This window comes from Alloacidobacterium sp. (assembly GCF_035631355.1).
GTDB lineage: Bacteria > Acidobacteriota > Terriglobia > Terriglobales > Acidobacteriaceae > Alloacidobacterium.
This window is the reverse complement of sequence record NZ_DASQIX010000061.1, coordinates 102,522-125,393: the sequence shown is the minus strand read 5'-3', so window position 1 is coordinate 125,393 and position 22,872 is coordinate 102,522. Positions and strand designations below refer to the sequence as shown.

Genomic DNA, 22,872 nt, shown 5'->3' with positions numbered 1-22,872 from the left:
TTTCTGGTGAAATGCCGTAAACTCAATCCAGATAGCCAGGCGAAGCAACAGCGAATAGAAACCATGGGACAGGTGAAAAATTTTGAGGCCCGCGTTTTCCGCGCGCTGCGCCGCGAACCGCCGCAGACCAAGGTGCACCGTCTCGCCTTCTGGCTGCTCATTATCTATTTAATCCTGCTGCCCACGCGCCTGCTGCCGGGCGTCGCCGGTGCGGTGTTTAACGGCATAGGCTCCTTCACACTTTTTCTGTTGATCATCTTTTGCGTGCCGCTGGTCTGGCGCTGGATCTTCGGACGCTTCCTGTGGAAGCTTCGCAACCGGCTCATCATGACCTATCTGCTCATGGCGCTCACGCCGGTCGTGCTTTTCGTACTGTTGGCGTTGATCGCACTCTATGGATTCAGCGGGCAGTTCGCCATCTTTGCTGCAACATCCGACATTGACGCCCAAATGGAGCATTATGGGGCGGAAAATCGTGCTTTTTGCGTGCATGTGGCACACTTTCTGGCTACCAGTCCCGGAAGCAAAAGCGTATCTCCGCCCCCTGAAATGGAAGACACCGCGCCCGGCAGTCTAGACACTGGTCTGCACATGGCCGCATTTCAGGATGGCAAGCCTGTTGCCATTACTCCTGCGGACCTGCAGGCCACTGAAATAACGCATGTCCCATCATGGGCAGAAGACCGTTTCCGCGGGGCGGTACGCGATAATGGCAAGCTCTATCTCCGCGCCATTGACATGCAGACCATTGGCAGCCATACGACTACTTTGATCACCAGCGTTCTGGTGGACAGGGCGCGTCTCGATCGAGTGGCCCACGGTCTTGGACGAATCGAAATCGTGCCCAACCTCCCCGTGGATGATGAAAATTCTGCCGGAGGGGATCAGTCCCGACTCAACACACCCTCTCAATCCGGCATGAAGGTGGAACTCCGTCATCATGAGGCCACGCGTGAGGAGATCCGCAAGAACTCCATTGTCGGCGGTTCGCTGCCCGCTGCCCAGCACTTCTATGACATACCCATAAGCTTCTACGCGCCGCTCGAAACCCGCGACTGGGCCACGGGCAAGGCCCTCGGCACGCCAACCATCGTCACCTCGCGTCCCTCCCTGCTTTATCAGAGGCTGTTCATCACTTCGCTAACCGTGGCGACTTTCGTGCAGAACATCCTCATCGCAATCGCCGTCTTCTTCGCGATCCTCGAGCTCATTGCATTCATCATGGCCGTGCGCCTCAACCGCACCATCACCCGGTCGGTCAACGATCTCTATGACGCGACACTGGAAATCGACCAGGGGAATCTCGCGCATCGCATCAAGGTCACGCGCAGCGACCAGCTCGCTTCTCTCAGCCGCTCCTTCAACCGCATGTCGTATTCGCTGGAGCGTCTGCTCGCCGAGCAGCGTGAAAAAGAGCGCCTGCAAGGCGAGCTTGCCATTGCCCAGGAAGTCCAGGCAAACCTGTTCCCTCATGGTTCCGTTTCACTGCCCATGCTTGAGCTGCACGGCGCCTGCTATCCCGCGCGCACCGTCAGCGGCGATTATTACGACTTCCTCGTCTCCGGCGATTCCGGCCTCGGCCTGGCGCTGGGCGACATCAGCGGGAAGGGCATCTCGGCCGCGCTGCTCATGGCGACACTACACTCCGCCGTTCGCGCTTATCGCTTTGCCGGAGAAGACCTGTTGACTGCGGGCCATCAGTTAAGCGCAGCGGTTATGACTCATGGCTCGACAAACGGCAATGGCAGCGATCCATTCCTGGAACCGGCGAAAATCCTCACACAGTTGAACCGTCACCTGTATCGCAGCACGCAGCCGGAAAAATATGCAACATTGTTTCTGGCCCATTATGACGGATGCACCAGCCAGCTCACATACTCGTGCGGGGGTCAGCTTCCGCCTTTGATTCTCCGCAGCGACAACAGCACGACGCAGCTTGGTTGTGGTGGGACGGTGGTAGGCCTGCTCGAACATGCAACCTACGACCAGGGCGTCGAGAAGCTGAATCTGGGCGACATTCTCATTGCCTATAGCGACGGGGTTACCGAGCCGGAAAACGACTTCGGTGAGTTCGGCGAAGAGCGCCTGCTGGAAGTTGTGCGCAGACATCGCCACCTGCCGTTAGAAGCCATCTCGGAACAAGTCATGCAGTCGCTGCGCAACTGGATCGGCGGACAGGAGCAGCCCGACGACATTACGCTCGTATTAGCGCGTCAACGCTGAAGGTGCATAGCGCCAGGCGACATCATTTTATAAAGCAGATATTGAAAAGCTTTTAAGGGTAAAAGCACCGGGCTTTAGCTCGGTGAACCAACGCAGAGAACAAAGGGGCTTTAACCCGGGCATTCAAAAACCAGAACCTATGAAAAGAGCAGAGAAGGGAAAAGTCTATCTGGTAGGCGCGGGGCCGGGCGATCCGGACCTGCTGACCGTTCGCGCCGCCGCGCTGATCGAAACCGCTGATTTGGTCTTTCACGACGATCTCGTCGCGCCGGAAATCCTTAAGCTGGCTCGCAAAGGCATAGTTCGCAATGTCGGCAAGCGCTGCGGCAGCAAATCCGTCACGCAGCACGATATCAATGAACTGCTCATCCGCCATGCGCGCGATGGCCACAGCGTGGTGCGCCTCAAGGTGGGGGATCCCATGCTTTTCGGCCGCGCCGGCGAGGAAATCGACGCGCTGAGTGCCGCGTCAGTGCCTTTTGAAATTGTGCCCGGAATCACCGCAGCATTCGCTGCAGCGGCAGCCATCCACACCCCGCTGACCGACCGACGGCTCGCGTCCAAAGTCATTTTCCTGACAGGCCATCGCGCGACGAAAGAAGGTACCGGCTGGGGACATCTGCCCGCCGATGCAACCCTCGTCATTTATATGCCAGGATCTGACTATGCCCACCTCTTCACACAAATCACCGCTTCCGGATTCGGCGCGGACACGCCCTGCATCGTTGTCTCAAATGTCGCAACGCCAAAAGAGCAATCGCTGCACACTACCATCGGCAAACTAGCGCAGACAGCACCGCTCCCCCCTCCCTGCGTCATCCTGGCAGGCAATGCGCTCACGGAAAACTCATAATGGAGTTCCGGCGTCCTGATGATGAGAGAAAGCGGAAGAATCCGCTTTTGCTGGCACGAATAGGTGCGCCTATCCTTTGCGCAACAAAGGGATAGCAAGCTATCGCCCGCCAGCTGGCCCGCAGACAGTCCTCCGAAGCGGGAGTTATCATCCAACCATAGTGCAGCGAAAATTATTACTCGTAGACGATGAAGAAATTATTCTTATCACGTTGGCCGCGATTCTTGCCCAGCATGAGTTTGAGGTGAGCGTAGCGGCTACTGTTGCCGATGCTTTGCAAAAAATCGTGTCGGAGAAATTCGATGTGCTCTTATCGGATCTTAATATCGGCAACCCTGCTGATGGCTTGACCGTGGTCAGCGCCATGCGCAGAACACAACCCGAAGCAGTGACCATAATCCTGACCGGGTATCCTGCATTTGAAACCGCGCTCGAAGCCATCCGGCAGCAAGTAGATGACTACATTGTGAAGCCCGCGAATGTTTCCTTGCTGGTGCGCACCATTGAAAACAAACTGACCACTCCACTGCGTCAGCACCGCCTTCCGCCTCCGAAACGGGTGGCGATGCTCCTTGACGAGCATTTGGAACGGCTTGAGGAGCTGTGGCTGTCGGCGATTCAGAACGATCCTCGAATATCGCGATTGCCGCTGGATAAAGACCAACTCAGCCAGCGCGTTCATGGGATTATGAAGCAGGTCATTCAGGCGGCGCAGAGTTATGCGGGAGAAGGTCCGCCGAAATACCCGCAGCACGGCGATCAGGAAAATTTTGAGAGCTCTACTTCGGATATTGTTTTGGCGGAATTCTGCACATTGCGGCGCGTCATTGCGCAGGTCGTCCAGGAGAATCTGCTTGCTGTCAATCTCAGCTATGTCATACCCGATCTGGCCCGCGTCAATGAGGGTCTCGATGAGCTAGCGCAAGACGCGGTAGCGAAGTGTGGGACCACCTGAGCACGAAACCTGGGTGCCCCATCCTATCGCGCAGTTTGCGAGGGTGGGAAAGCAATAATTCAGCCCAGCTACACCTTCTCCACTAACCGCTCCAGAAACACTCTCTGTCCGGCGAGAATCTTTTCCCGCGCCTCATCCAGACCAAACCATGCCCACCGGTCAACCTCGGGAAATTTCATCATACGTCCCGAGCGCGGTGGCCATTCCATAGAGAACAAATTGCTCTTCAGAATCGACAGCTCGCAATCTCCCTCAATTGCCCATGCTGCGACGAGCTTTCCGCCAGCCTGCTTCTGCTCTCCCAGCGAAATAAAATCGCCCTCTGGCATGACTCCGGTCTCTTCCTCAAACTCGCGCTTCGCAGCCAGTAGGGCGTCTTCCTCAGGCCCGAATTCTCCCTTGGGAATCGACCACGCTCCCAGGTCTTTTTTCCCCCAGAACGGCCCGCCCGGATGCGCGAGCAGCACCTCGATCCGGCCATTCACACGCCGATACATCAATAAACCAGCGCTGCGTTTCGGCATCGTTTCAACCAGCCCAGGAGTCCAGCCGCCCTATTCGCGGAAAGTAAAGCCCGAATCGAAGGGGAAGATTTTCTCCGTGGAGCTTGCGTAAAGCCTGTCCGTAAGACGCAAGCTGAGGCTCATAGAACTTGCGCTGTTCGGCAAGAAAGCCATCAACATCGCGGCCGGAACAAACCGAGGTTTTGTAGTCCACAACCCAGAAATAATCCTGGCCTTGTTCCAGAGGCTTCGCACCTGCGCGAAAGACGCGATCGGCGCGAAGCGTCTGCAATCGGCCATTGACCCAGCCCGTCCACGACGCCTCAGATTGCGCATCCGGATGTGGCCCAAGCAGCCAGCGGCCCACCGGATCGACTGCAGCCGATTCGACGGCGGCCATAATGTCCGCCTGTGCCGCTGCGCTCTGGTCAGGGGGAAACGCGGCGGCTCGCAGCATGGCAGACGCCTGTGGCTGAAGCAAAGGCCGGATTTCCGCTGCGGAAAGTGCGGAATTTTGTGCAAAACTGCGACTTAAACGCTCCAAAAGCGCATGAATAACGCTGCCAATAACGCGCAGCCGGCGCGAGCCTTCAGGCCGCTCAAAAGGCTCGCGGTCATCTGTTAGGTGAGTAAATGTGCCTGCAACAGTTACATTTTCTCCCGTTGGCTGGATCACAATATCCGATGGCAATCGTCTTAGCACCAGAGGAGGATGTGACGGACTCGCGACCGCTGCAATATCGACGATACCCGGCTGCGGAGGCGACGGGAAGGGAATCACAATCTGCTTCGACTGTGTTTGATAAGCAGAAGCGAACTCAGGCTCCAGAGCAGGCCAGGCCGTAGCGAGCAGACTGTCCGGCCAGCCAGGCTCAAGCGAGCCGCGGTTGCCGATAACAGCGGTTCCAAACAAGTGCAGCTCGCGCCGCGTCCGCGTGCAGGCGACATAAAAGACGCGCTTGCGCTCTTCATCCTCGCGCATCTGCCGCTGCTTCCGCACCCATTGATACAGCGGATGCGTGTCCTCGCCCTTGCTGCCGATGGGTGCGACGAGCAACTCATCCACGTCGGGATCATCGACGCTGACGCGTTCCAGCATACAGATCAACTGCTGCCGGTCGCGTCCTGTGCTCCTGTCCAGCCCTGGAACAAGCACCACGTCAAACCCCAATCCCTTGGCCTTGTGGATGGTCATCAACTGCACGCCGAAGCGCTCGCTGGCGCGCGGATCGGGTTGCGCAAACAGGCGGCTGAGCTTGTGGTCGAATTCCTGTCTCAGACACTCAATGCCGTCTGGTGCAACGCCATCCAGCATGGTAAAAAAGATGCGCGCATTTTCCTGCTGCTGCTCATTCAGGCAGAGCGGACCGGCGAGGCTGTGCCAGGTGCGCTCAATCCATGATGAAAGCGATGGAGATTGTGTCTGCTGATAACGGACTTCAAGCGCTCGCGTCAGCACCGCGTAAGTCCGCCGCAAGCGCTGCTGCCCGTCATCGCTCAACAAGGGCAGGTGCTCTTCGATAAGCTGCTGTATTGGTAGTCTGGCGAACTGTTTGTCATCGCTGCCGCAAAGGACATGGAGGTCTTCAAGCGTAAGTCCGCACCACGGAGCGCGCAGGACGGAGAGCCACGCGATGCGGTCCATCGGATGCAGCAGCGCGCGGGTGAGCGACAGCAGATCAAGAATCTCCTGTGTCTCGGTAAGGGCTTCAAGTTCGACAGAGCGAAACGGAACGTTGTTCTGACGCAGCTTCTGCGCAATCAGCGCCAGATGTGGCCGGGCGCGCGCCAGCACTGCGACGGTATAAGACTTGTCCGGGTCCGCCGTCTGCTCGGCAGCTTTCTGGATGCGCGGCATGTGCTCCTGAATGATGCGCAGCGCTTCATCCGCCTCGTGTTCGCGGGCATCAATGAGCGCATCTTCATCTCCTCTGGGCACGAACTGCGGATGCAGGTGGATGGACCTTCCCGGAAGCGCTTTGCTGACGGCCTGCGATGCGGAGAACGATACAGATGCGGCTCCAGCAGCGTGAGCGCCGGCAAAGATAGCATCAAAGTAAGCATTCAGAGGACCGGTCAGGCCTTCATGTGACCGGAAATTAGCAGAAAGCTGAAGCGGAGTACATAAATGCTGTTGACCGGCAGCCACGACGCCATGCTTCCGCACCTGCTCGAAAAGCTCAACTTCTGCCTGGCGAAACATGTAGATGGATTGCATCGGATCGCCGACAAAGAAGCAGGTGCGCCTATCACCCGGATTCCATGCGCGCAGCAGCATCCGGACAAGCGAATGCTGACGGCGCGACGTATCCTGAAACTCATCGATCAGCAGGTGCCGAACGCGGTCACTGACGCCGAGAGCGCGTTCGCTGGGATGTTCCTGTTCGAGGACGTGAAGCGCGGACGTGCCCAACTCGACGAAGTCCACAGCATTTGAGTCTGCAAAGAGAACACGCAGCTCGGCAACCGCATAGCGCAGAACGGCAAAAAGATCGCGCAGGATACGCCATTGATCATCGTCATAACGCGCAGGCGGCAGGTCCCTTATCTCTGCCAACAATCCGAGCAGGCCTGGAACACGCCGCAAATGCTGCACGACACTCTTCATGCGCTCGCTGGGTTTGCTGTCTGCCGCGAGATGCTTCTCCTTCGAGGCAGGAAAGCCCTCCTGTTTGGCAAAGCGTTTGCGCCAGTCATCCTGTTCAGTGAGCAGCAAGCGGCTTAGGCATTTCCAATGTTCAGCCAGTCCGTAGTCGGGGCCCGGAAGGCGTCGCAACTCGGCGAGCAGCGCAATGTCTATGCCGGCGTCGTTTTCGCAGGCATAGCAGGCGAGCGCTATGAGTTCGTCTGTAATCAGCGGTTGAGCTGCAAGCAAACGATACGCCTGTTGCAGAACGCGAAGATTTGCATTCCGAAAAGGCGCTTCCAGCCGCCTGCGTATCTCTTCCCAGTCGTCTTCGGTCAGTTCTCCTGTTAAGGGAAAAGCGTGCACCCACTGGTCACGATGCGCGAGCATCTCCGAGATAAGCCTCTGCGCATCGGCAAGATTGTTGTCGCGCAGTTGAAGCAGGTGCCTGAGCGAGTCATGCAGATCGCGATTGCGTCCGCCGAGATGAGCAAGCGTGCGCTGCGCTGCTCTCTCATAAAGAGGCAGCGCATTTTCCTGCGGCTGCAACTGCCCGCCCATGCGCGCCAGCAAAGGTTGTTCATGTGCGACGCGCATGCAAAGTGAATCAATGGTCTGGATATCCAGCCGATGCGGCTGTTCAAGCAGCTTCCAGCCGCGCTCCTCGGCGTGGAGCAGCGCGGTGCGCGCGGCGACGAGCATGGCATCGCTGATTTGAGCGCCGGGATTCTCACGCGCTTCTTCCAGCTTCTTCAAAATGCGGGAGCGCATCTCAGCGGTTGCAGCGCGAGTGAACGTGATGGCAAGTATCTCTTCCGGCTCATCGACCAGCGCCATCAGCTTCAGATAGCGATGCGTAAGCAGCTCAGTTTTGCCAGAACCTGCGGGGGCTTGCACGATATAAGACGCATTCGTGTCGAGCGCTTTATCGCGCGCGCTTTGGTCCGGCGTTGTGAGACGAAGATCAGGCATCTTCGGCCTCGGCGTCGTCCGGCTCGATTGCCTGGTCTGTTTCCGCAACACGGCAAAGCCCCGGCAAAGGGCAATATGTGCAGCTCTCCTTCCCATGTTTGGGATCGACGGATGCTTCGCCCGCTAGGAATTCTTCAGCGAGTTGCAGCAGCGCTTGCCGCCATGCGTGTTGCATGGCGTTATCAAGCGGCTGGTTCACCAGAGAGCTGTTCGCCGGTAAATCGGCCATCAATGTCTGCTGCGCATTGGCTGCCCGGCCTACGAAACCAGTATCGCCGGCACGAATCTGGGCGAAGAGAAGCCCGTTAACATGTTCGACATTGCCATACACCGCATAAAGCGGGAGCTGTGGCTCATCGGGCCGTTCGCTTTTCCATGCAGAGGCCGATACCTTGCCCGTTTTGTAATCGACAAGTAGATGCGAGCCATTGGGGAGTCTATCGATGCGATCTGCACGCAGGTTCAGCTTCAGCGGCCCAACGCTTACGTCTTTCAGCTTCTCCTCCACCTTATCGACCGTGAAAGGCTGGCGCTTGGCCTCATACTGCATCCAGTCGCGGAGACGAACGAGCAGGCGGTGCTGTTCAGACTCGAGATAGGCCTGCATCCATGGGTCTTCCGAGTGCTCATGGGCAAGATCGCTGAACTCATTGCCGATGTGATAGCGCAGAATTTTATCGAGCCGCCCGGAGGCAATTGCGCGACGGAGATCATCAAGAGAACCAATGCGAAATTCTTCTGAGGTCTCGGGCGACCAGATGTTCTCCAGAATGGAATGCAGCAGGCTGCCGCGCTCTGCCGCATCCAGTCCCCATTCGGTGCGGTTGAGTGGCTGCGCGGCAAGGCGACGGGTTGCGAAGGCGCGAAAAGGGCAGGCCGCTTGATCGCGCAGCAGATCCGCGCCGCCGGCGATGCGATCGGCAGGCCACGGGGCAATCTGCGAGTGTACGACTGCCGATTCGATCTGCGGCTTGACCTTTGCCGGTTCCGGTGCGCGAAGTTGTTGGCGAAATTCAGTGGACGAAACGGAGTGCAGACCATAGGGAAAGGCACTTGTCAGAATCGGCGAAGGCCGTAGTTCGCCCTCTTTATTCTGTCGCCCATAGCTGAAGATGCATTCAGCGGCGCTGCCGGCGATTCGCCGCGTTACTGTGACGGCCAACTCTGTATCGGCAGCGGCGTCGCAGTGCGGCATCTTCGCTTTCCGTTGCAGCGCAAGCGGCAGCAAGGGATGCGGCCTTCCAGTCTGAGGCCACTGTGTATCATCAGCGCCGAGAAACCAGATTGCGTCGAATGTCTGGCCGGAAGATTCAAGCGCGCCGAGAATTTGTATCGGAGCGTAGTGGGACTCAGCGCTGAAAGTGGTCTCGGCAGCGTGCATTTCAAGCGTTTGCAGAAATGCGGAGAAGGCAACTTTGCCGCCTGTGGAATCGAGCAGCGAAATGTCATCCAGCAGCCTGGTCAAGCGCTGCTGCGCCTGGAATTGGATGCTGTCCGGTGAACGATAGCCGGGCCATTGTGCAAGGTTGAGCAGTTTTTCCGTGAGGTCGCTCCAATAGGAGAACGTCTGTTCCCTACGGTCAGCGTGGCTTTCGTCTGCTGCTTTCAGCAGCCTCTTCATGCGCCGAGCGAATGGCTTTGACGCATGATGGTCTGCAAAGCCTTTAAGCGATATTTCAGGAGATAGCGTTCCGAAATTGCGCCGCTTGAAGTCGAGTTGTGCAAGATCAAGAGTCTCAGATGCGTCGGTATTGAAAAAGCCGGACAGCAGAATCCATGAAACATCTTCCTCTGGTAATTGGGTGCCGACCCAGCGCAGCAACAACAAGGCCGCGCGGACAACAGGAACGGTAGAGAGCGGCACGCCCAGCGAGAACTCAAATGGCATGGGAACGGGTGCGTTCGCAAGATCGAGTGATTGCGGCATCAATACGGAGCGAAATATGCGATCGGCTTCAGAGCGTATGCTGCCGACATCAGGCGCGATCACACCAATCCGGATATCGGAGTTCTGCCCCAGCTTATGCCTGCACCATTCCGCACAGGTAAGCAGTTCATCACGCGCATCGACTGCGGCGAGGAGTGTTGGCATTGCGTCCGCTGATGGTAGTACTGCTTCTTCTATGACCACTCCGGATTTGCGATGATGCTCCAGGAGGTTCAGTTGCGCAGGGATAAAACGGTCGAAGCCCACGAGTAGAACATGCTTTGGCAAATTGAGGCTGTTGATGTGGCTCAGAAGAGCTTCCAGATTGCTGCGGCTTGTCCAGTTGTGCTCGCTGCAAAGCTGATCGAATGACTTTGCCCATTGGCGGAACTGTTCGGCGTCCGGCTCAAACCATGTCGCGTTTTTTTCTCGCTGCATCTCATAGTCGCTCAGACTTTGATAAGCGTTCTGTGCAAGCGAAGCCAGCGCATTTACTGAAACAACTAACTCGGCAGCGTTTTGCTGGACACGTGCCCAGAGAGTGTGTTCCTGGAAAGCTGTCAGCAGTAATGGAGCGTCGGGATGGGTGAATACCTGCACTTGCCAAAGATGATTCAGCCATGTATCCCAGTCAAAGATTGCCGCCGTGGCCCACATGGAGAGGCCGTTTTCCCGCTGGCGCTCCGCATGGATGAGCCTGAGCGCACGCGCTGCGCGCGCATTTGCCGTAACTACAACAGACCCGTCCGCAAGAGCATTGAGAACAATGTCCGTCAGTTGTGGTATGGGCTGCGAGTCAAAGAGTGGGAGCACATTGAAAGTGTAAACTGAGCTGTGACCCGTTCTTTTTTCTCCTTGTATCTTGCTGTTGTGGCTATTTGTGTCATCCCGGCTGGTTGCCGTCAGAATGCGAATCCAGAAGCGGGGCAGTCAGCCACAGACGCTCATGCAAAGCATTATCCGGTGCGCGGCAAGATCGTCACCGTCGATACAACACATGGAGAAATTGTTCTGGATGCGGCGGCGATTCCCGGTTTCATGGACGCGATGACGATGCCTTACAAGCTGAAGAACCCGAGCATCATTGCGGAACTGCATCCCGGCGACAGCATTACGGCAACGCTTATTGCAGCGGACGACTCAGACCTGCTGGATGAAATCGTCATCATTGCGCAGGCCAAGCCCGACTATAAGCCGAGCTTCTTCTATCATCCGATTCAGCCCGGCGATAAGATCCCGGATTTTCATCTGCTGAACCAGAGCGACAGGCAGATTCATCTCTCGCAATTTCGCGGCAAGGTGCTTCTAATGACGTTTATCTATACGCGGTGCCCGCTGGCAGATTACTGTCCACGAATGAGCCGTAATTTTGCACAGATCGATAAGACGCTCGCGGCCGATCCTAAGCTATACAAGAAGACGCATTTGTTGAGCGTCAGCTTTGATCCCGATTATGACACGCCGCAGGTGCTGCGCAGTTATGGCGGTTCTTATACTGGCAGATATACGAAAGAGACTTTCGAGCACTGGGACTTTGCCGCGCCCAGCAAGGCTGATCTGGCGCCGGTTCTGCGCTTCTTTGATGTAGGCGCAACTCCGGAGAAAGACCGCACCATTACGCATTCGCTTTCAACGCTGGTGATCGGCCCGGACGGCAAGGTTTACAAGTGGTATCCGACAAACGACTGGACGCCGGAGCAGATTGTGAGAGACGTAAAGCAGCTTGTTTCGGAGCAGGGGAAGGCATGATCCTGATCGTGATGGGAGTGAGCGGCTCCGGCAAAACGACGCTCGCGCAGACGCTGGCGAAGCTTACCGGTTGGCAGTTTGCCGAGGGCGACGACTACCACAGCGAAGCGAACCGACGGAAGATGCACTCCGGCATTCCGCTTACGGATGAAGACCGCGGCCCTTGGCTGGCTACGCTTCATGCGTTGATTCTCAAGTGGCATCAGCGCGGAGAGAGCGGCATTCTGACGTGCTCGGCACTGAAGCAGACTTACCGCGAAATCCTGGCGGCTGATCTGCCTCCTGGAGCCTGCCGATTTGTATTGACGGAGGCGCCGAGGGAAGTCATCTCGCAGCGCATGAAAGCCCGCCTGCACTTCATGCCTGCTGAGTTACTCGACAGCCAGATAGCAACGCTGGAACTGCCGGCGGATGCGCTGCACGTTTCAGCGCTGGAGCCTTCAGAGGCTGCGGCGCGGAAGGTACTCGACATACTGGGCATCGCTCCTTTGACACAAACAAATTGAGTCCTCCGGTTTTTCTGTACGTCTGAGGCTTGTGCCACTTATGATGCTCTATCCTGTTGCATAGCGGAGGCGCTCTTTACGCATGGCGAAAACTACCATCAGCTTCGGTGTTGTACTCATTTTGCTTGGCATCTTCGGTTATGCCGGTTCTCATAGCCACACCCCTTTGGCGCTGATTCCCGCGGCTGTTGGACTGGTGTTAGGCATACTCGGCTTTCTTGCGATGACGGACGATGCGAAGAAGCGGATGCTCTTCATGCACATCGCGGTCACCATTGGCTTGCTGGGATTTCTGGCAACAATCAAGAGCGTGGTGGACTATTTTCGTTGGCGGCATGGCGCACAGTTTCCCCATCCGGTGGTGGTGCAGGCGAACGCCGCGATGTCGATTCTGCTGCTGGTTTTTGTGATTTTCTGCGTACGCTCCTTTATCGCTGCGCGCAGGGCGCGGGCCTAGGGCATTATGCGGATAGGATCGATGACTTCGATGCGGGCTGAACGCAGCCCTGGCCATCGTGCTGCTATCCGTGCGGCCGCGGGCGATAAGCCGAAGAAGAAGACCGATATCAAGAAGGTGATGCCGGAAATCTGGAGGCTGATCCGGCCTCGGCGGGGTCTGCTGCTTTTCGGGCTGGTGCTGATGGCTGTGAACCGGGTTTGCGGTCTGGTGCTGCCGGGGAGCACCAAGTATCTCATCGACTCGGTTTTGCGGCCGCATCACCCGGAAAGGCTGATACCGCTGGTCGGCGTTGTCTTTGTTGCCACTGCCATTCAGGCAGTGACTTCGTTTTCATTAACGCAACTGCTTTCCAAAGCGGCGCAGCGCATGATTGCCGAGCTGCGGAAGCAGGTGCAGCAGCATATCGGGCTGCTGCCGGTCAGCTTCTATGACAGTAACCGCACAGGCACTCTGGTTTCGCGCATCATGACGGATGTGGAAGGCGTCAGGAATCTGATTGGGACGGGGCTGGTCGAGTTCCTGGGCGGCATCATGACGGCGATTATTGCCTTTGGCATCCTCATGCACACCAGCAAGAAGATCACGCTGATCGTGTTTGCCGTGCTGGCGGTTTTTGTTCTGATTCTGCGGCAGGCGTTCAAAACCATCCGCCCCATCTTTCGCGAGCGCGGCAAGATCAACGCCGAAGTGACTGGGCGGCTGACCGAATCGCTGGGCGGCGTGCGCGTGGTGAAGGGTTACCACGCCGAGGAGCGCGAGGCCAGCGTGTTTGCCGCGGGCGTGCAGCGGCTGTTAGATAACGTGATCAGCTCGCTGACAGCGACCAGCGCCATGTCGTTTGCCGCCATGACAATTCTTGGAATCGTTGGCGGACTGGTGATGCTGCTGGGCGGACGCGCAGTCCTGAGCCACCAGATGACGCTTGGCGACTACTTCATGTTCAACATGTTTCTGGCCTTCATGATTGCTCCGGTGTTTCAGGTGGTGAACATCGGCACGCAGCTTACGGAGGCGGTTGCCGGGCTGGACCGCACGCTTGAAATCCTGAGCGAGATGGACGAATTCAACGATCCGAAACGCACTGTGACGCTGGGCGAGATTCGCGGTAATGTTGCCTTCAACGATGTTCGCTTTGCCTATCAGACGGACAAGCCTGTTCTGCATGGCGTCTCTTTTGAAGCGCGTCCGGGCACGATGACAGCTTTGGTTGGTTCGTCGGGATCGGGCAAATCGACCATCATCAGCCTCGTCTGCGGCTTCCATTCGCCGGATTCAGGACAGGTGCTGGTGGATGGGGTTGATCTCTCCACGGTCAGGCTGGACAGTTATCGTAGCCAGCTTGGCGTGGTGCTGCAGGAGTCGTTCCTGTTCGATGGAACGATCCGGGAAAATGTGGTCTTCTCCTATCCGGATGCGACCAAGGAGCAGTTCCTCGATGCGTGCCGCATTGCCCGCGTCGATGAGTTTGCCGAGCGCTTTCCCGAAGGCTACGACACGATTGTAGGCGAGCGCGGAGTGAAGCTGTCGGGCGGTCAGCGGCAGCGGCTGTCGATAGCGCGGGCCATTCTTGCCGACCCGCGCATCCTTATTTTGGACGAGGCGACCTCGTCGCTCGATTCCGAGTCCGAGCAGATGATCCAGCACGGACTGGGCTACCTGATGCAGGGACGGACTACCTTCGTCATCGCGCACCGGCTCTCGACGATTCGGCGGGCCGACCAGATCCTGGTGGTCGAGTCCGGGGAGATCGTTGAACGGGGCACGCATGAGAGCTTGTTCGCCCTGGGTGGCCGGTATTATGACCTCTACACCCGGCAGCATGGGCTGGAGACGAACCTGTTTCTGGCTCCGGGCGAGGGCGACGTTGTGGAAGAGGCTACGTAAGCCTTTGGCAAATTTAAGCATCGGCATGGAAGGATTGATATGTCCACTGGCAATCAGCGGATTGCGCATGCGCTTGGCGTGATTGAGTTAGTTGTGGGAGAAGATGAGCGGGGAAGCGTAGAAGGAAAGTTAACGCCGCAAAATATGCAGCAGTTTGGAACTGACCTTGGGATTGGCGGCTTTCGCGGCGGTATTGGCTTGTTTAAGTCCAATGCCGAGACCTTTCGCCGCAATCTGGTCCGGGCAATCCTGCTGACCCAGCTTTCACAAGGCAAATTGCAATCGACGCAAGCTAACAACCAGCGCGATTCGCTTCTGGCGATGGATACGGGGCAACTGGAAAGACAACTGCGCAACCTTTTTCCGTACAAGCCATTCCGGGGGCGCTTCGCGAAACGTTCTGAGTGGGAACCGCGAAACTTTACCGACCCGTGGTGCCATAACAACGGCAACTACATGTATGTGGTGCATTCCATCATGGGAGAAGCGTCGAAGGTGACAGAGGTTATGTCTCGCGGCGCCTCGGCGAGCGAACTAGAAGCGTTTAACGAATTACGCGGCAAATACATGGGATACGCGACGATTGACGCCAAAAACCCAATGAAGAAGCGGTTGATGGTGCGCTTTTACGAACAATACCTGGGAAATCCCAATATCCTTCGACATAACATCATCAGCAGTACCGTCATTAATCAAACGAAGCATGCGACCTACTATCCATTCGGGTTCATCATGCGGGTTCCGCCGGAGTGCATTTATATTACCTCGTCCTCGGATGTAGGCGTGGCCAACAGGACGAACGACATTCTTGGGGAGCTTGAGAGCAAACAGCAAATGCAGCAGAGCAAGATACGCTCACCGCAGAAGATTCTTGCCAATACAACTGGCCATGACAGTGACACCGGCTATAACGAGATTGTGGTTGTGGGCACTTCGCCTGAAGGCAAGCAGGTGGATGTCACTGGCATTTTTGTGAAGACTGATGGGAATGGCAATATTTTTATGAGGAATGGGGCGCTTTCAAAGGACACAACTGGACCGTATGTGAATGATGAGATTCAGAAGCTGATTTCGAAGTGCGCCCGGGACTTCCAGATCCCGATTGTTCCATTGGCGGATACTTCGTCAGGCGCGTCAACTACTCCGTGGCCGTTTGGCTCGCTGCGAGGAAAGACGAACGCTCAACTACCGGGACGGGCCAGAACGAAGTCGATTTAGCATCCCGGGTTCGTGGTGCTTAGAGAAAAAGCAGGTCCCTCCGGCAGGCTCAGGGCAGGCTTTCGACTTCGCGCTACGCGCTCCGCTCAGGATGACAAAATTTCCTGGGATAATATCGAAACGTAGCGTCCGAAATGATTCAATCAGAAATTTTAACGCGCTGTTCAAGAAGCAGGAGAATCCTGTGTGGTTGCAGCGCATAGAGTGTGAAGAGAGAGGTTGAAGTAGATGGAAGAAGGCCGGTGGGTTCTGCTCATCGCGAGTGAGGCGGGCGGGACCGATTCTGTATCAGACCGCGCCATGGAGCGGCTGTGCGAGGCGATCGATCGCGAAGGGTATCGGGTGGTGCGGACGGCTACGCCTGAGGACGGTCTGGCTCTGGTGAATTCCGACCCGTCGCAGAGCGCAGTGCTGCTGGACTGGGACCTTCCGGAGGACCAGTTTGACGAGCGCGCAGCGCTGCGCATTATTCGCGCCGTGCGCCGCCGCAACAAGAAGCTGCCAATTTTCCTGATTGCCGACCGTACGCTGGTGAGTGAGCTGCCGCTGGAAGTGGTGAAGCAGGTGCACGAGTACATTCACCTGTTCGGCGACACGCCAGCATTCATTGCCAACCGCGTGGATTTTGCCGTGGAGCGGTATGAGGAGCAACTGCTGCCGCCGTACTTCAGAGAATTGGTGAAGTACACCGACCAGGGCGCTTACTCCTGGGACGCGCCCGGGCACATGGGCGGCGTGGCGTTTCTGAAGCATCCAGTGGGGATGGCGTTTCACAAGTTTTTCGGCGAGAACCTGCTGCGGTCAGACCTGGGTATTTCGACCGCGCAGCTTGGCTCGTGGCTTGACCACATTGGGCCGCCGGCGGAATCGGAGCGGAACGCGGCGCGCATCTTTGGCGCGGACTGGACATTCTATGTGCTGAACGGTTCCTCGACCTCGAACCAGATTGTCGGGCATGGCGTAATTGCGCAGGACGAGATGGTGCTGGCTGACCTGAACTGCCACAAGTCCATCTGCCATTCGCTGACGGTGACGGGGGCGCGGCCTGTGTACTTTAAGCCGACGCGCAACGGCTTTGGCATGATCGGGCTGGTGCCGCTGGCGCGTTTTTACCCGGAGAATATCCGGGCGATGATCGAGAAGAGTCCGTTTGTTGCCGGCGCGGTTTCAAAAGAGCCGAGCTACGCGGTTGTGACGAATTCGACGTATGACGGATTCTGTTATCACGTGAATTCAGTGGTGGAACAACTGGCGAAGAGCACGCCGCGTGTGCATTTTGACGAGGCGTGGTATGCATATGCGAAGTTCCATCCCCTGTATCGCGGGCGCTTTGCCATGGATGTGCCGGATGAGATGCCGGACCGTCCGCTGCTTTTTGCCACGCAATCGACGCACAAAATGCTACCGGCATTTTCGATGGCTTCGATGATTCACGTAAAGCAGAGCCCGCGGGCGCCACTGGAATTCGACCAGTTCAATGAATCGTTCATGATGCGGGGGACGACCTCGCCGTTCTATCCGATGATTGCTTCGATTGACGTGGCGACGGCGATGATGGACGAGCCGGCGGGATCGACGCTGATGACAGAGACGATTCAGGACGCGATCAGCTTCCGCAAGGCGATGGCTTCGGTCGCGCACAGATTGAAGGCGGAAGAAGGCGGCGGTTGGTTCTTTGGCATGTTCCAACCGGACTACGTGAAGGATGCGGCGAACGGTGAGATATTCCGCTTTGAAGACGCGCCGGATGATCTGCTGTCGCAATCGGCGCAGTGCTGGACGCTGAAGCAGGGCGAGACGTGGCACGGCTACCGCGACGAAGATATTGCCAACGATTATGTGCTACTCGATCCGACGAAGGTGACGATTCTGACGCCTGGTATCGATGCCCAGGGCAACAAGGGCGACTGGGGCATTCCGGCTGCAATTCTTACGGCGTTCCTTGACGCGCGGCGCGTGGAGATTGCGCGCACGGGTGACTACACCATCCTGACGCTGTTCTCAGTAGGCACCAGTAAGGGCAAGTGGGGAAGCCTGCTGGAGACGCTGTTCGAGTTCCGGCGGCTCTACGATCAGGAAGCTTCATTGAGCGAAGCACTGCCGCAGCTGGTGGCAAAGTATCCGGAGCGTTATGGATCGATGGACCTGAAGCAGTTGAGCGACGAGATGCACGCGGCGATGAAGGCGCTGAACCTGCCGGGGCTACTGCAGGAGGCGTTTGATGTAGAGGCGAATCCGGTAATGACCCCTGCGCAGGCGTATCAGAAGCTGATCCGCGACGGTACGGAGAAGGTGCGGCTGACGGAGATGGCGGGGCGCATTCCGGCGGTGATGCTGGTGCCGTATCCGCCGGGCATCCCGATCAGCATGCCGGGCGAGCGGCTGGGCGATGCGAACAGTCCGGTAATCCGGTTCCTTCTGGCGCTGGAGGAATTCAGCAAGAGGTTTCCCGGATTCGAGCGTGAAGTGCATGGCATCGAGGTCGACCCGGAGGGGAACTTCTGGATGCGCGGCGTGATTGAGACGCCGGGCAAGCGGACCAACGGCAAAAAGCCGCGGACGCATCCATCGTCGCGGGCGGCGAAGAAGACCCTGTGACAGTCTGAATAAATCCCATGTCTCTTTGAGACCTTTCGACTTTCGCTCAGGACAGGCTCTTGGGCACCCAGCACCCGGCTCTGGCCAGTTTGTGATGAAAGCCTCTTTCTGTGGGACAGGAGGAGGCTTTTTCATCTTCAGTGCGTTGTGCGGTGTCAGGTACAATCGCTGACTAACTTCGAGTAAGGAGAAGAGCAGATGCTTGAGACGCGAAAGGTGCGGCTGAATTATCTTGCAATTCTGGTGTCGGCGCTGGTGTATTTCGGCATGCAGGCGGTGTGGTTCACCGTGTTCATGACGGACTGGCTGGAAGGCATCGGAAAGACTGCTGACCAGCTGCACCAGGAAGGCGCCAGCGTGGTGCTTGCCTACGTGATTGGGTTTGCAGGCGCTCTGGTGATGGCTGCGGCGATTTCCTGGTTCACGCAAATGACAGGGAAGCAGAGTGTGATTCGGGGAATCCTCGTCGGCATTGTCGCGTGGATTGGATTTGTGCTCACCACATGGTCGGCAGAATATGCATTTGAAGAGAAAGGCCTGCGGATTCTAATGGTAAATACAGGCATTTCGCTGATTGGCATGGTGGTGATGGGCGCGATTCAGGGCGCATGGAAAGCCAAGTCGGCGACGGTCACGGTTGACGCGATTTAACAGCTTGCTTATGTCTTCTGCACGAAGAGGCTGGAGAAGTGCTGCCGCACTGGGATAAATGCGATGATCCAGCAGATGGTGACGAGAATGGCCATCTGGGCGCCAGCCGGCATCAGGAGCGCGTGGAAGGCGAGGATGTTCACGATGACTGGCGCCAGGATGGCGAGGCCTAGCGGGACATAGCGGCCGATAAGCACCAGTGCCCCGCCAATGATCTGTGCTGCAGCCACCACCCAGACATAGTGCGACTGTATGAGTGCGCCGACGAATTGACCGGCCAGACCTGGGGGTAGCGGGCCCTTGATGAAGTTGAGGAAGCCGTTCAGGCCGAAGATGATGAAGATGAGGCCCATGATGATGCGGGCGACAAGTGCGGCGATTTTCATATTTTCTCCTCGGAATAAATCGCATCACCGGCTGCCGGAAAGACAGCCGGTGTTCTATGCGAACGGTGCGATTTAGTTTGCCATCTGAGTCAGCAGGTCGGCAAGCCATTGCGCTCTGGATGGCAATATTGGGGTAGCGGTATTACAAGTACTCGCGTTCCTGGCGGCGGATTTCCTTGTAGCGGGCGAAGGCTTTCCGGTCGTCTTCCAAGCCGAGCAGATTGCGCCAGGTGCTGCCGCGATAGGTATGCTTCATCATTTTGCGGCCATTGCGCAGGACGAACCATGGGTCGTGTTTGATAACGGGGAGGATGTGGCGGGTCTTCATGCCACGCTCGCTCTTCCAGCGCAGGTATTCAATCTGGTCGGCGGTGACGAACTTGGTGCGCACGACGGCGGTGGTGCCGTCGTATTCCTCGAGACGCTCGTTGGCGATGAGGCCCTGATCACGGAATTCGCGCGTCATGGGCGTGCGCGGGTAAGGCGTGGGGTGCTGGATGTAAGGCCAGTCGATGTGTTTGCGCGCGAATGTCAGGTTGGCTTCGATGGATTCGACGGTGTCGTCGGGGCTGCCGATGATGAGGCCGCCGACAACAAGCATGTGATTCTTGTGCAGATAGTCGATGGCTTTCATGGTTGCGTTGCCGACCTTTTTTCCCTTGTCGCGCTCGATGTTTTTGGAGGAAGCGTTGAGGAAAGTGAGGTCGCTTTCGAGGATGTTCTCGATGCCGAGGAAGACATAGCGAAAGCCCGCTTTGTGCATCAGCGGGGCGAGGGTTTCGCCATGGTTGGCGATGGCAGAAGTCATGCCCTGGACGAAGTAATCGAGCTTATTGAGACCTGCTTCGATGATGGCTTTGCAGAAGGCCTCGAAGCGGTGCACGTCGAGGGTGATGTTGTCGTCGACGAGAAAGAGGGTTTGGGCGCCATGGTCGCGGGCATCGCGGATGTCGGCGAGAACGCGGTCAAAGGAATAGGTGTGGAAGTTGCGCCCGCGCATTTCGATGATGGAGCAGAAGCTGCAATCGAAGGTGCAGCCGCGCGAGGTTTCGATAACGTCGATGTTGCGGCCCATCAGCGTATAGCCCTTAAGGACGCGCGCGTCGCGGTTCGGCAGGCGGATCTCGTCATCTTCGAGCTTGTGTACGGGGCGGTCTGTGTTGTGTATCCAGCGGCCATTTTCACGATGCGACAAACCGGCGATGAAGTGGAGCGGTGAATTGCTTTCAAGCGCCCGCAGCAATTCGCGGAAGGTCACTTCGCCTTCGCCGCGCACGATGTAATCCACGGGCATGGCGGCATAGTCTTCGAAGGCGAGGCTGGGATCATAGCCGCCGGCAACGATTCTTACATCGGGTTTGAGAGTCTTGACCAACTCGGCGATGCGGCCAGCGGTGCGGCGCTGGAAGGTCATAACGGACATGCCGACAACATCGGGCTGGTACTGCTCGACGAGTTGCGTTACGGTTTCACGGACTTTGTCCTGGCAGAGGATGAGGTCGGCCACGGCGATTTTGTGGTGGGGATCGACATTGCCGGCTAGAGAGGTGAGCGCTCCATTAGGCATACGGATGGCGAGCACCGGCATGTGCTCAAAGGAATCCGGCATGGAGAGAAGAAGAACGTTCATTCGATTCTTCCTTTTCCGAGGGTCAACCATTGTTAACACGAAGAATCGATGGACGCAATGATGTGGTGTTACATATGTCTGCGGGACATGCTGCGAGGGTCAGCGGGGGCTGTGCCAGGCACCTTAACCAAGGGCTCCAGATTGCCCCATTCAAGCCGAGAAATAAAGGCTTGAATGGGGCTACAGCACCGAAGAATTACTGTGGGCAGGGAACAGCAGAGTGTGTCAGAACTGGATCCGGATAGCTGAACGCGCCATTGAGGGCATTCGATGTTGCACCCATCTCGAACCACTCGTAGAGCACGATATTCTGCGGGTGATAAGTGAAATTCACCTCTTTAATCGGAATGGCAGCTGTTGCGTTCGGCAGAACTTCGATTGGGTCTCCGTTCTCCAGATTGTTTTGACACGCCGTGGAGTTTGCAGGCTGTCCCGGGAACTGCCAATTGGGCGTCGGATTGTCGACAAAAGGATCGTCAAATGATTCGCTGGTCTCGTGCGACAAAGCGGTCACATCCTGAAAACCGCCGCCAAAGATCCCAGGTGAAATCCAGCTCGCGTATTCGGTGACCCAGCGCGATTCCGGAAACACTCCATCGAGGAAATAGGTGTGGAAGCCGAGTGTGCAGCATCCCCCGGGAACATTGGGGTTGTTGACGTTCAGCGAGAACAGATAGGTGTTGGGGAACGCCGTGATGTTGATGCCGTTCGTCGTGAAGTTGCCCAGATTGATCTCATTAACGACTTCGTTGTCAAAAAAGAAATTAAACAGCGGGCTCAGCATCAGCACGAAGGTGCTTCCATCAGATGCTGTTCCGGTAAAGTAGGAACGGGCCTGAATGATATTCCCGTTCTTTAACTGGATATTTACAAAAAATGGGACGGTAATGGTCGTCTTGTTCACCACCTTCGGGATCATCAGCGTATGCCAGTTTTCCCTCCTCACACTATTGAATTCGGCGCGGTGAATCGCGTCGGCATACTCCACCCCATGGCCTGAGGTGTAGTTGAGGGGCTCGAAATTGGGGGATTCGAGCGTCAGATGCTCGAAGGGAGCATAGCTCACGGTCTGGAAGACGCTGCCGTCGGCGTTAAGCAACTGAAGAGACACTTCATCCACATTTGCCGGGTAGACCGTAGTGCCTCCGCGCCGGGGGTCGTTGCCAATCATTGTGAAGCGAAAGTCAGTACCGGCGCTTGGTCCGGCTTGACCGACAAACGCTCCATCGAAGGTGGCCAGCGTATTGAGGCCGTCGATGGTTGGCTTATTAGGGCGCCTCTCGTCGATGTCAAACCTGTCATCGTTTCCGGCGGCTGCGTTGGCATTTGCGTTAGCATTCGGCGTTATGGCTGCAGTCCCTACCCCGCCGCTGATGACCGCGCCAGTTTCCGCATCCAACACCAGCGAGTTGACTGAATAGGTAGCCGTCAAGGTGCTTATCTTGACCGGCGGGCGTTCCGCGTAGTCCGGGTTGGCGCCTGGACCTGCCAGTGAGACAATTCCGGACACCTGTGCAAAGGCGAGACTGGACAGAGCGGGCAGAAAACAACTGAGCACAACTGCACGTGCAGCATTGCGCATGGAGCAACCTCCTGATCCTTAAATTGCGAAGATTTGGGCCCAAGGGGGAGATTTCACATGCTTCCCAGGCAGGCCAATCGGTTGCCACGATACCAAGCCAGCCAGAAAAGCATATCAACTACCGCAGTTCACGATAGCTCTTATGCACG

16 protein-coding genes are annotated in these 22,872 nt (G+C 57.0%); 10 read left to right on the top strand and 6 right to left on the bottom strand.

Features of this window, described 5'->3' with window-relative positions:
- Positions 1-6: 6 nt before the first annotated feature.
- The 3 genes from VEV40_RS10825 to VEV40_RS10815 all read left to right on the top strand — a co-directional run bounded on the left by VEV40_RS10825 (position 7) and on the right by VEV40_RS10815 (position 4,031).
- The gene (locus tag VEV40_RS10825; RefSeq protein ID WP_324832251.1) at positions 7-2,223 is read left to right on the top strand and encodes a PP2C family protein-serine/threonine phosphatase; all 2,217 of its coding nucleotides are present in this window, start codon (positions 7-9) and stop codon (positions 2,221-2,223) included.
- 139 nt (positions 2,224-2,362) lie between these two features.
- The gene (gene cobA / locus VEV40_RS10820; RefSeq protein ID WP_324832250.1) at positions 2,363-3,076 is read left to right on the top strand and encodes a uroporphyrinogen-III C-methyltransferase; all 714 of its coding nucleotides are present in this window, start codon (positions 2,363-2,365) and stop codon (positions 3,074-3,076) included.
- A 160-nt stretch (positions 3,077-3,236) separates the two neighbouring features.
- Positions 3,237-4,031, top strand: a complete 795-nt coding sequence (locus VEV40_RS10815) for a response regulator (protein ID WP_324832249.1) — start codon at positions 3,237-3,239, stop codon at positions 4,029-4,031.
- Positions 4,032-4,099: 68 nt separating this feature from the next.
- On the opposite strand, the gene VEV40_RS10810 is transcribed toward VEV40_RS10815, so the two are convergent.
- Genes VEV40_RS10810 through VEV40_RS10800 form a run of 3 tightly spaced genes read right to left on the bottom strand, consistent with a single transcriptional unit; the run spans position 4,100 to position 10,872 of the window.
- Positions 4,100-4,555, bottom strand: coding sequence for an NUDIX domain-containing protein (locus tag VEV40_RS10810; protein WP_324832248.1), 456 nt, complete (start codon positions 4,553-4,555; stop codon positions 4,100-4,102).
- Positions 4,556-4,559: 4 nt separating this feature from the next.
- Entirely contained in the window at positions 4,560-8,132 is a 3,573-nt protein-coding gene (locus VEV40_RS10805; RefSeq protein WP_324832247.1) for a UvrD-helicase domain-containing protein, read from the bottom strand.
- Positions 8,125-10,872, bottom strand: coding sequence for a PD-(D/E)XK nuclease family protein (locus VEV40_RS10800; protein ID WP_324832246.1), 2,748 nt, complete (start codon positions 10,870-10,872; stop codon positions 8,125-8,127). The genes VEV40_RS10805 and VEV40_RS10800 overlap by 8 nt, the downstream gene beginning before the upstream one ends.
- Before the next feature lie 21 nt (positions 10,873-10,893).
- On the opposite strand from VEV40_RS10800, the gene VEV40_RS10795 reads away from it, so the two are divergent.
- The 7 genes from VEV40_RS10795 (at position 10,894) to VEV40_RS10765 (ending at position 19,125) form a co-directional block, all read left to right on the top strand.
- A complete protein-coding gene (locus tag VEV40_RS10795) occupies positions 10,894-11,808 on the top strand; it encodes an SCO family protein (protein ID WP_324832244.1) in 915 nt (304 codons plus the stop codon).
- Positions 11,805-12,314: a gluconokinase gene (locus tag VEV40_RS10790; RefSeq protein ID WP_324832243.1), complete on the top strand. Its 510-nt coding sequence runs from the start codon at positions 11,805-11,807 to the stop codon at positions 12,312-12,314. Before VEV40_RS10795 ends, VEV40_RS10790 begins: the two co-directional genes overlap by 4 nt.
- An 82-nt stretch (positions 12,315-12,396) precedes the next feature.
- On the top strand, positions 12,397-12,771 hold the full coding sequence (locus tag VEV40_RS10785) for a hypothetical protein (protein ID WP_324832242.1): 375 nt from the start codon (positions 12,397-12,399) through the stop codon (positions 12,769-12,771).
- Between the two features lie 21 nt (positions 12,772-12,792).
- A complete protein-coding gene (locus VEV40_RS10780; protein WP_414637841.1) occupies positions 12,793-14,658 on the top strand; it encodes an ABC transporter ATP-binding protein in 1,866 nt (621 codons plus the stop codon).
- A 39-nt stretch (positions 14,659-14,697) separates the two neighbouring features.
- Positions 14,698-15,876 carry a hypothetical protein gene (locus VEV40_RS10775; protein WP_324832241.1) on the top strand — a complete coding sequence of 393 codons (1,179 nt, stop codon included), beginning with the start codon at positions 14,698-14,700 and terminating at the stop codon, positions 15,874-15,876.
- 228 nt (positions 15,877-16,104) lie between these two features.
- Positions 16,105-18,474 carry an Orn/Lys/Arg decarboxylase N-terminal domain-containing protein gene (locus tag VEV40_RS10770; RefSeq protein WP_324832240.1) on the top strand — a complete coding sequence of 790 codons (2,370 nt, stop codon included), beginning with the start codon at positions 16,105-16,107 and terminating at the stop codon, positions 18,472-18,474.
- 198 nt (positions 18,475-18,672) lie between these two features.
- Positions 18,673-19,125: a DUF1761 domain-containing protein gene (locus tag VEV40_RS10765; protein ID WP_324832239.1), complete on the top strand. Its 453-nt coding sequence runs from the start codon at positions 18,673-18,675 to the stop codon at positions 19,123-19,125.
- 8 nt (positions 19,126-19,133) lie between these two features.
- Here VEV40_RS10765 and VEV40_RS10760 read toward each other — a convergent pair whose 3' ends face one another.
- The 3 genes from VEV40_RS10760 to VEV40_RS10750 all read right to left on the bottom strand — a co-directional run bounded on the left by VEV40_RS10760 (position 19,134) and on the right by VEV40_RS10750 (position 22,723).
- Positions 19,134-19,511 (bottom strand): DoxX family membrane protein, encoded by a 378-nt coding sequence (locus VEV40_RS10760; RefSeq protein WP_324832238.1) that lies wholly within the window; start codon positions 19,509-19,511, stop codon positions 19,134-19,136.
- A gap of 142 nt (positions 19,512-19,653) precedes the next feature.
- Positions 19,654-21,141 (bottom strand): B12-binding domain-containing radical SAM protein, encoded by a 1,488-nt coding sequence (locus VEV40_RS10755; protein ID WP_324832237.1) that lies wholly within the window; start codon positions 21,139-21,141, stop codon positions 19,654-19,656.
- A gap of 196 nt (positions 21,142-21,337) precedes the next feature.
- Complete coding sequence (locus VEV40_RS10750) at positions 21,338-22,723, bottom strand: hypothetical protein (RefSeq protein WP_324832236.1); 1,386 nt, start codon at positions 22,721-22,723, stop codon at positions 21,338-21,340.
- Positions 22,724-22,872 lie beyond the last annotated feature (149 nt).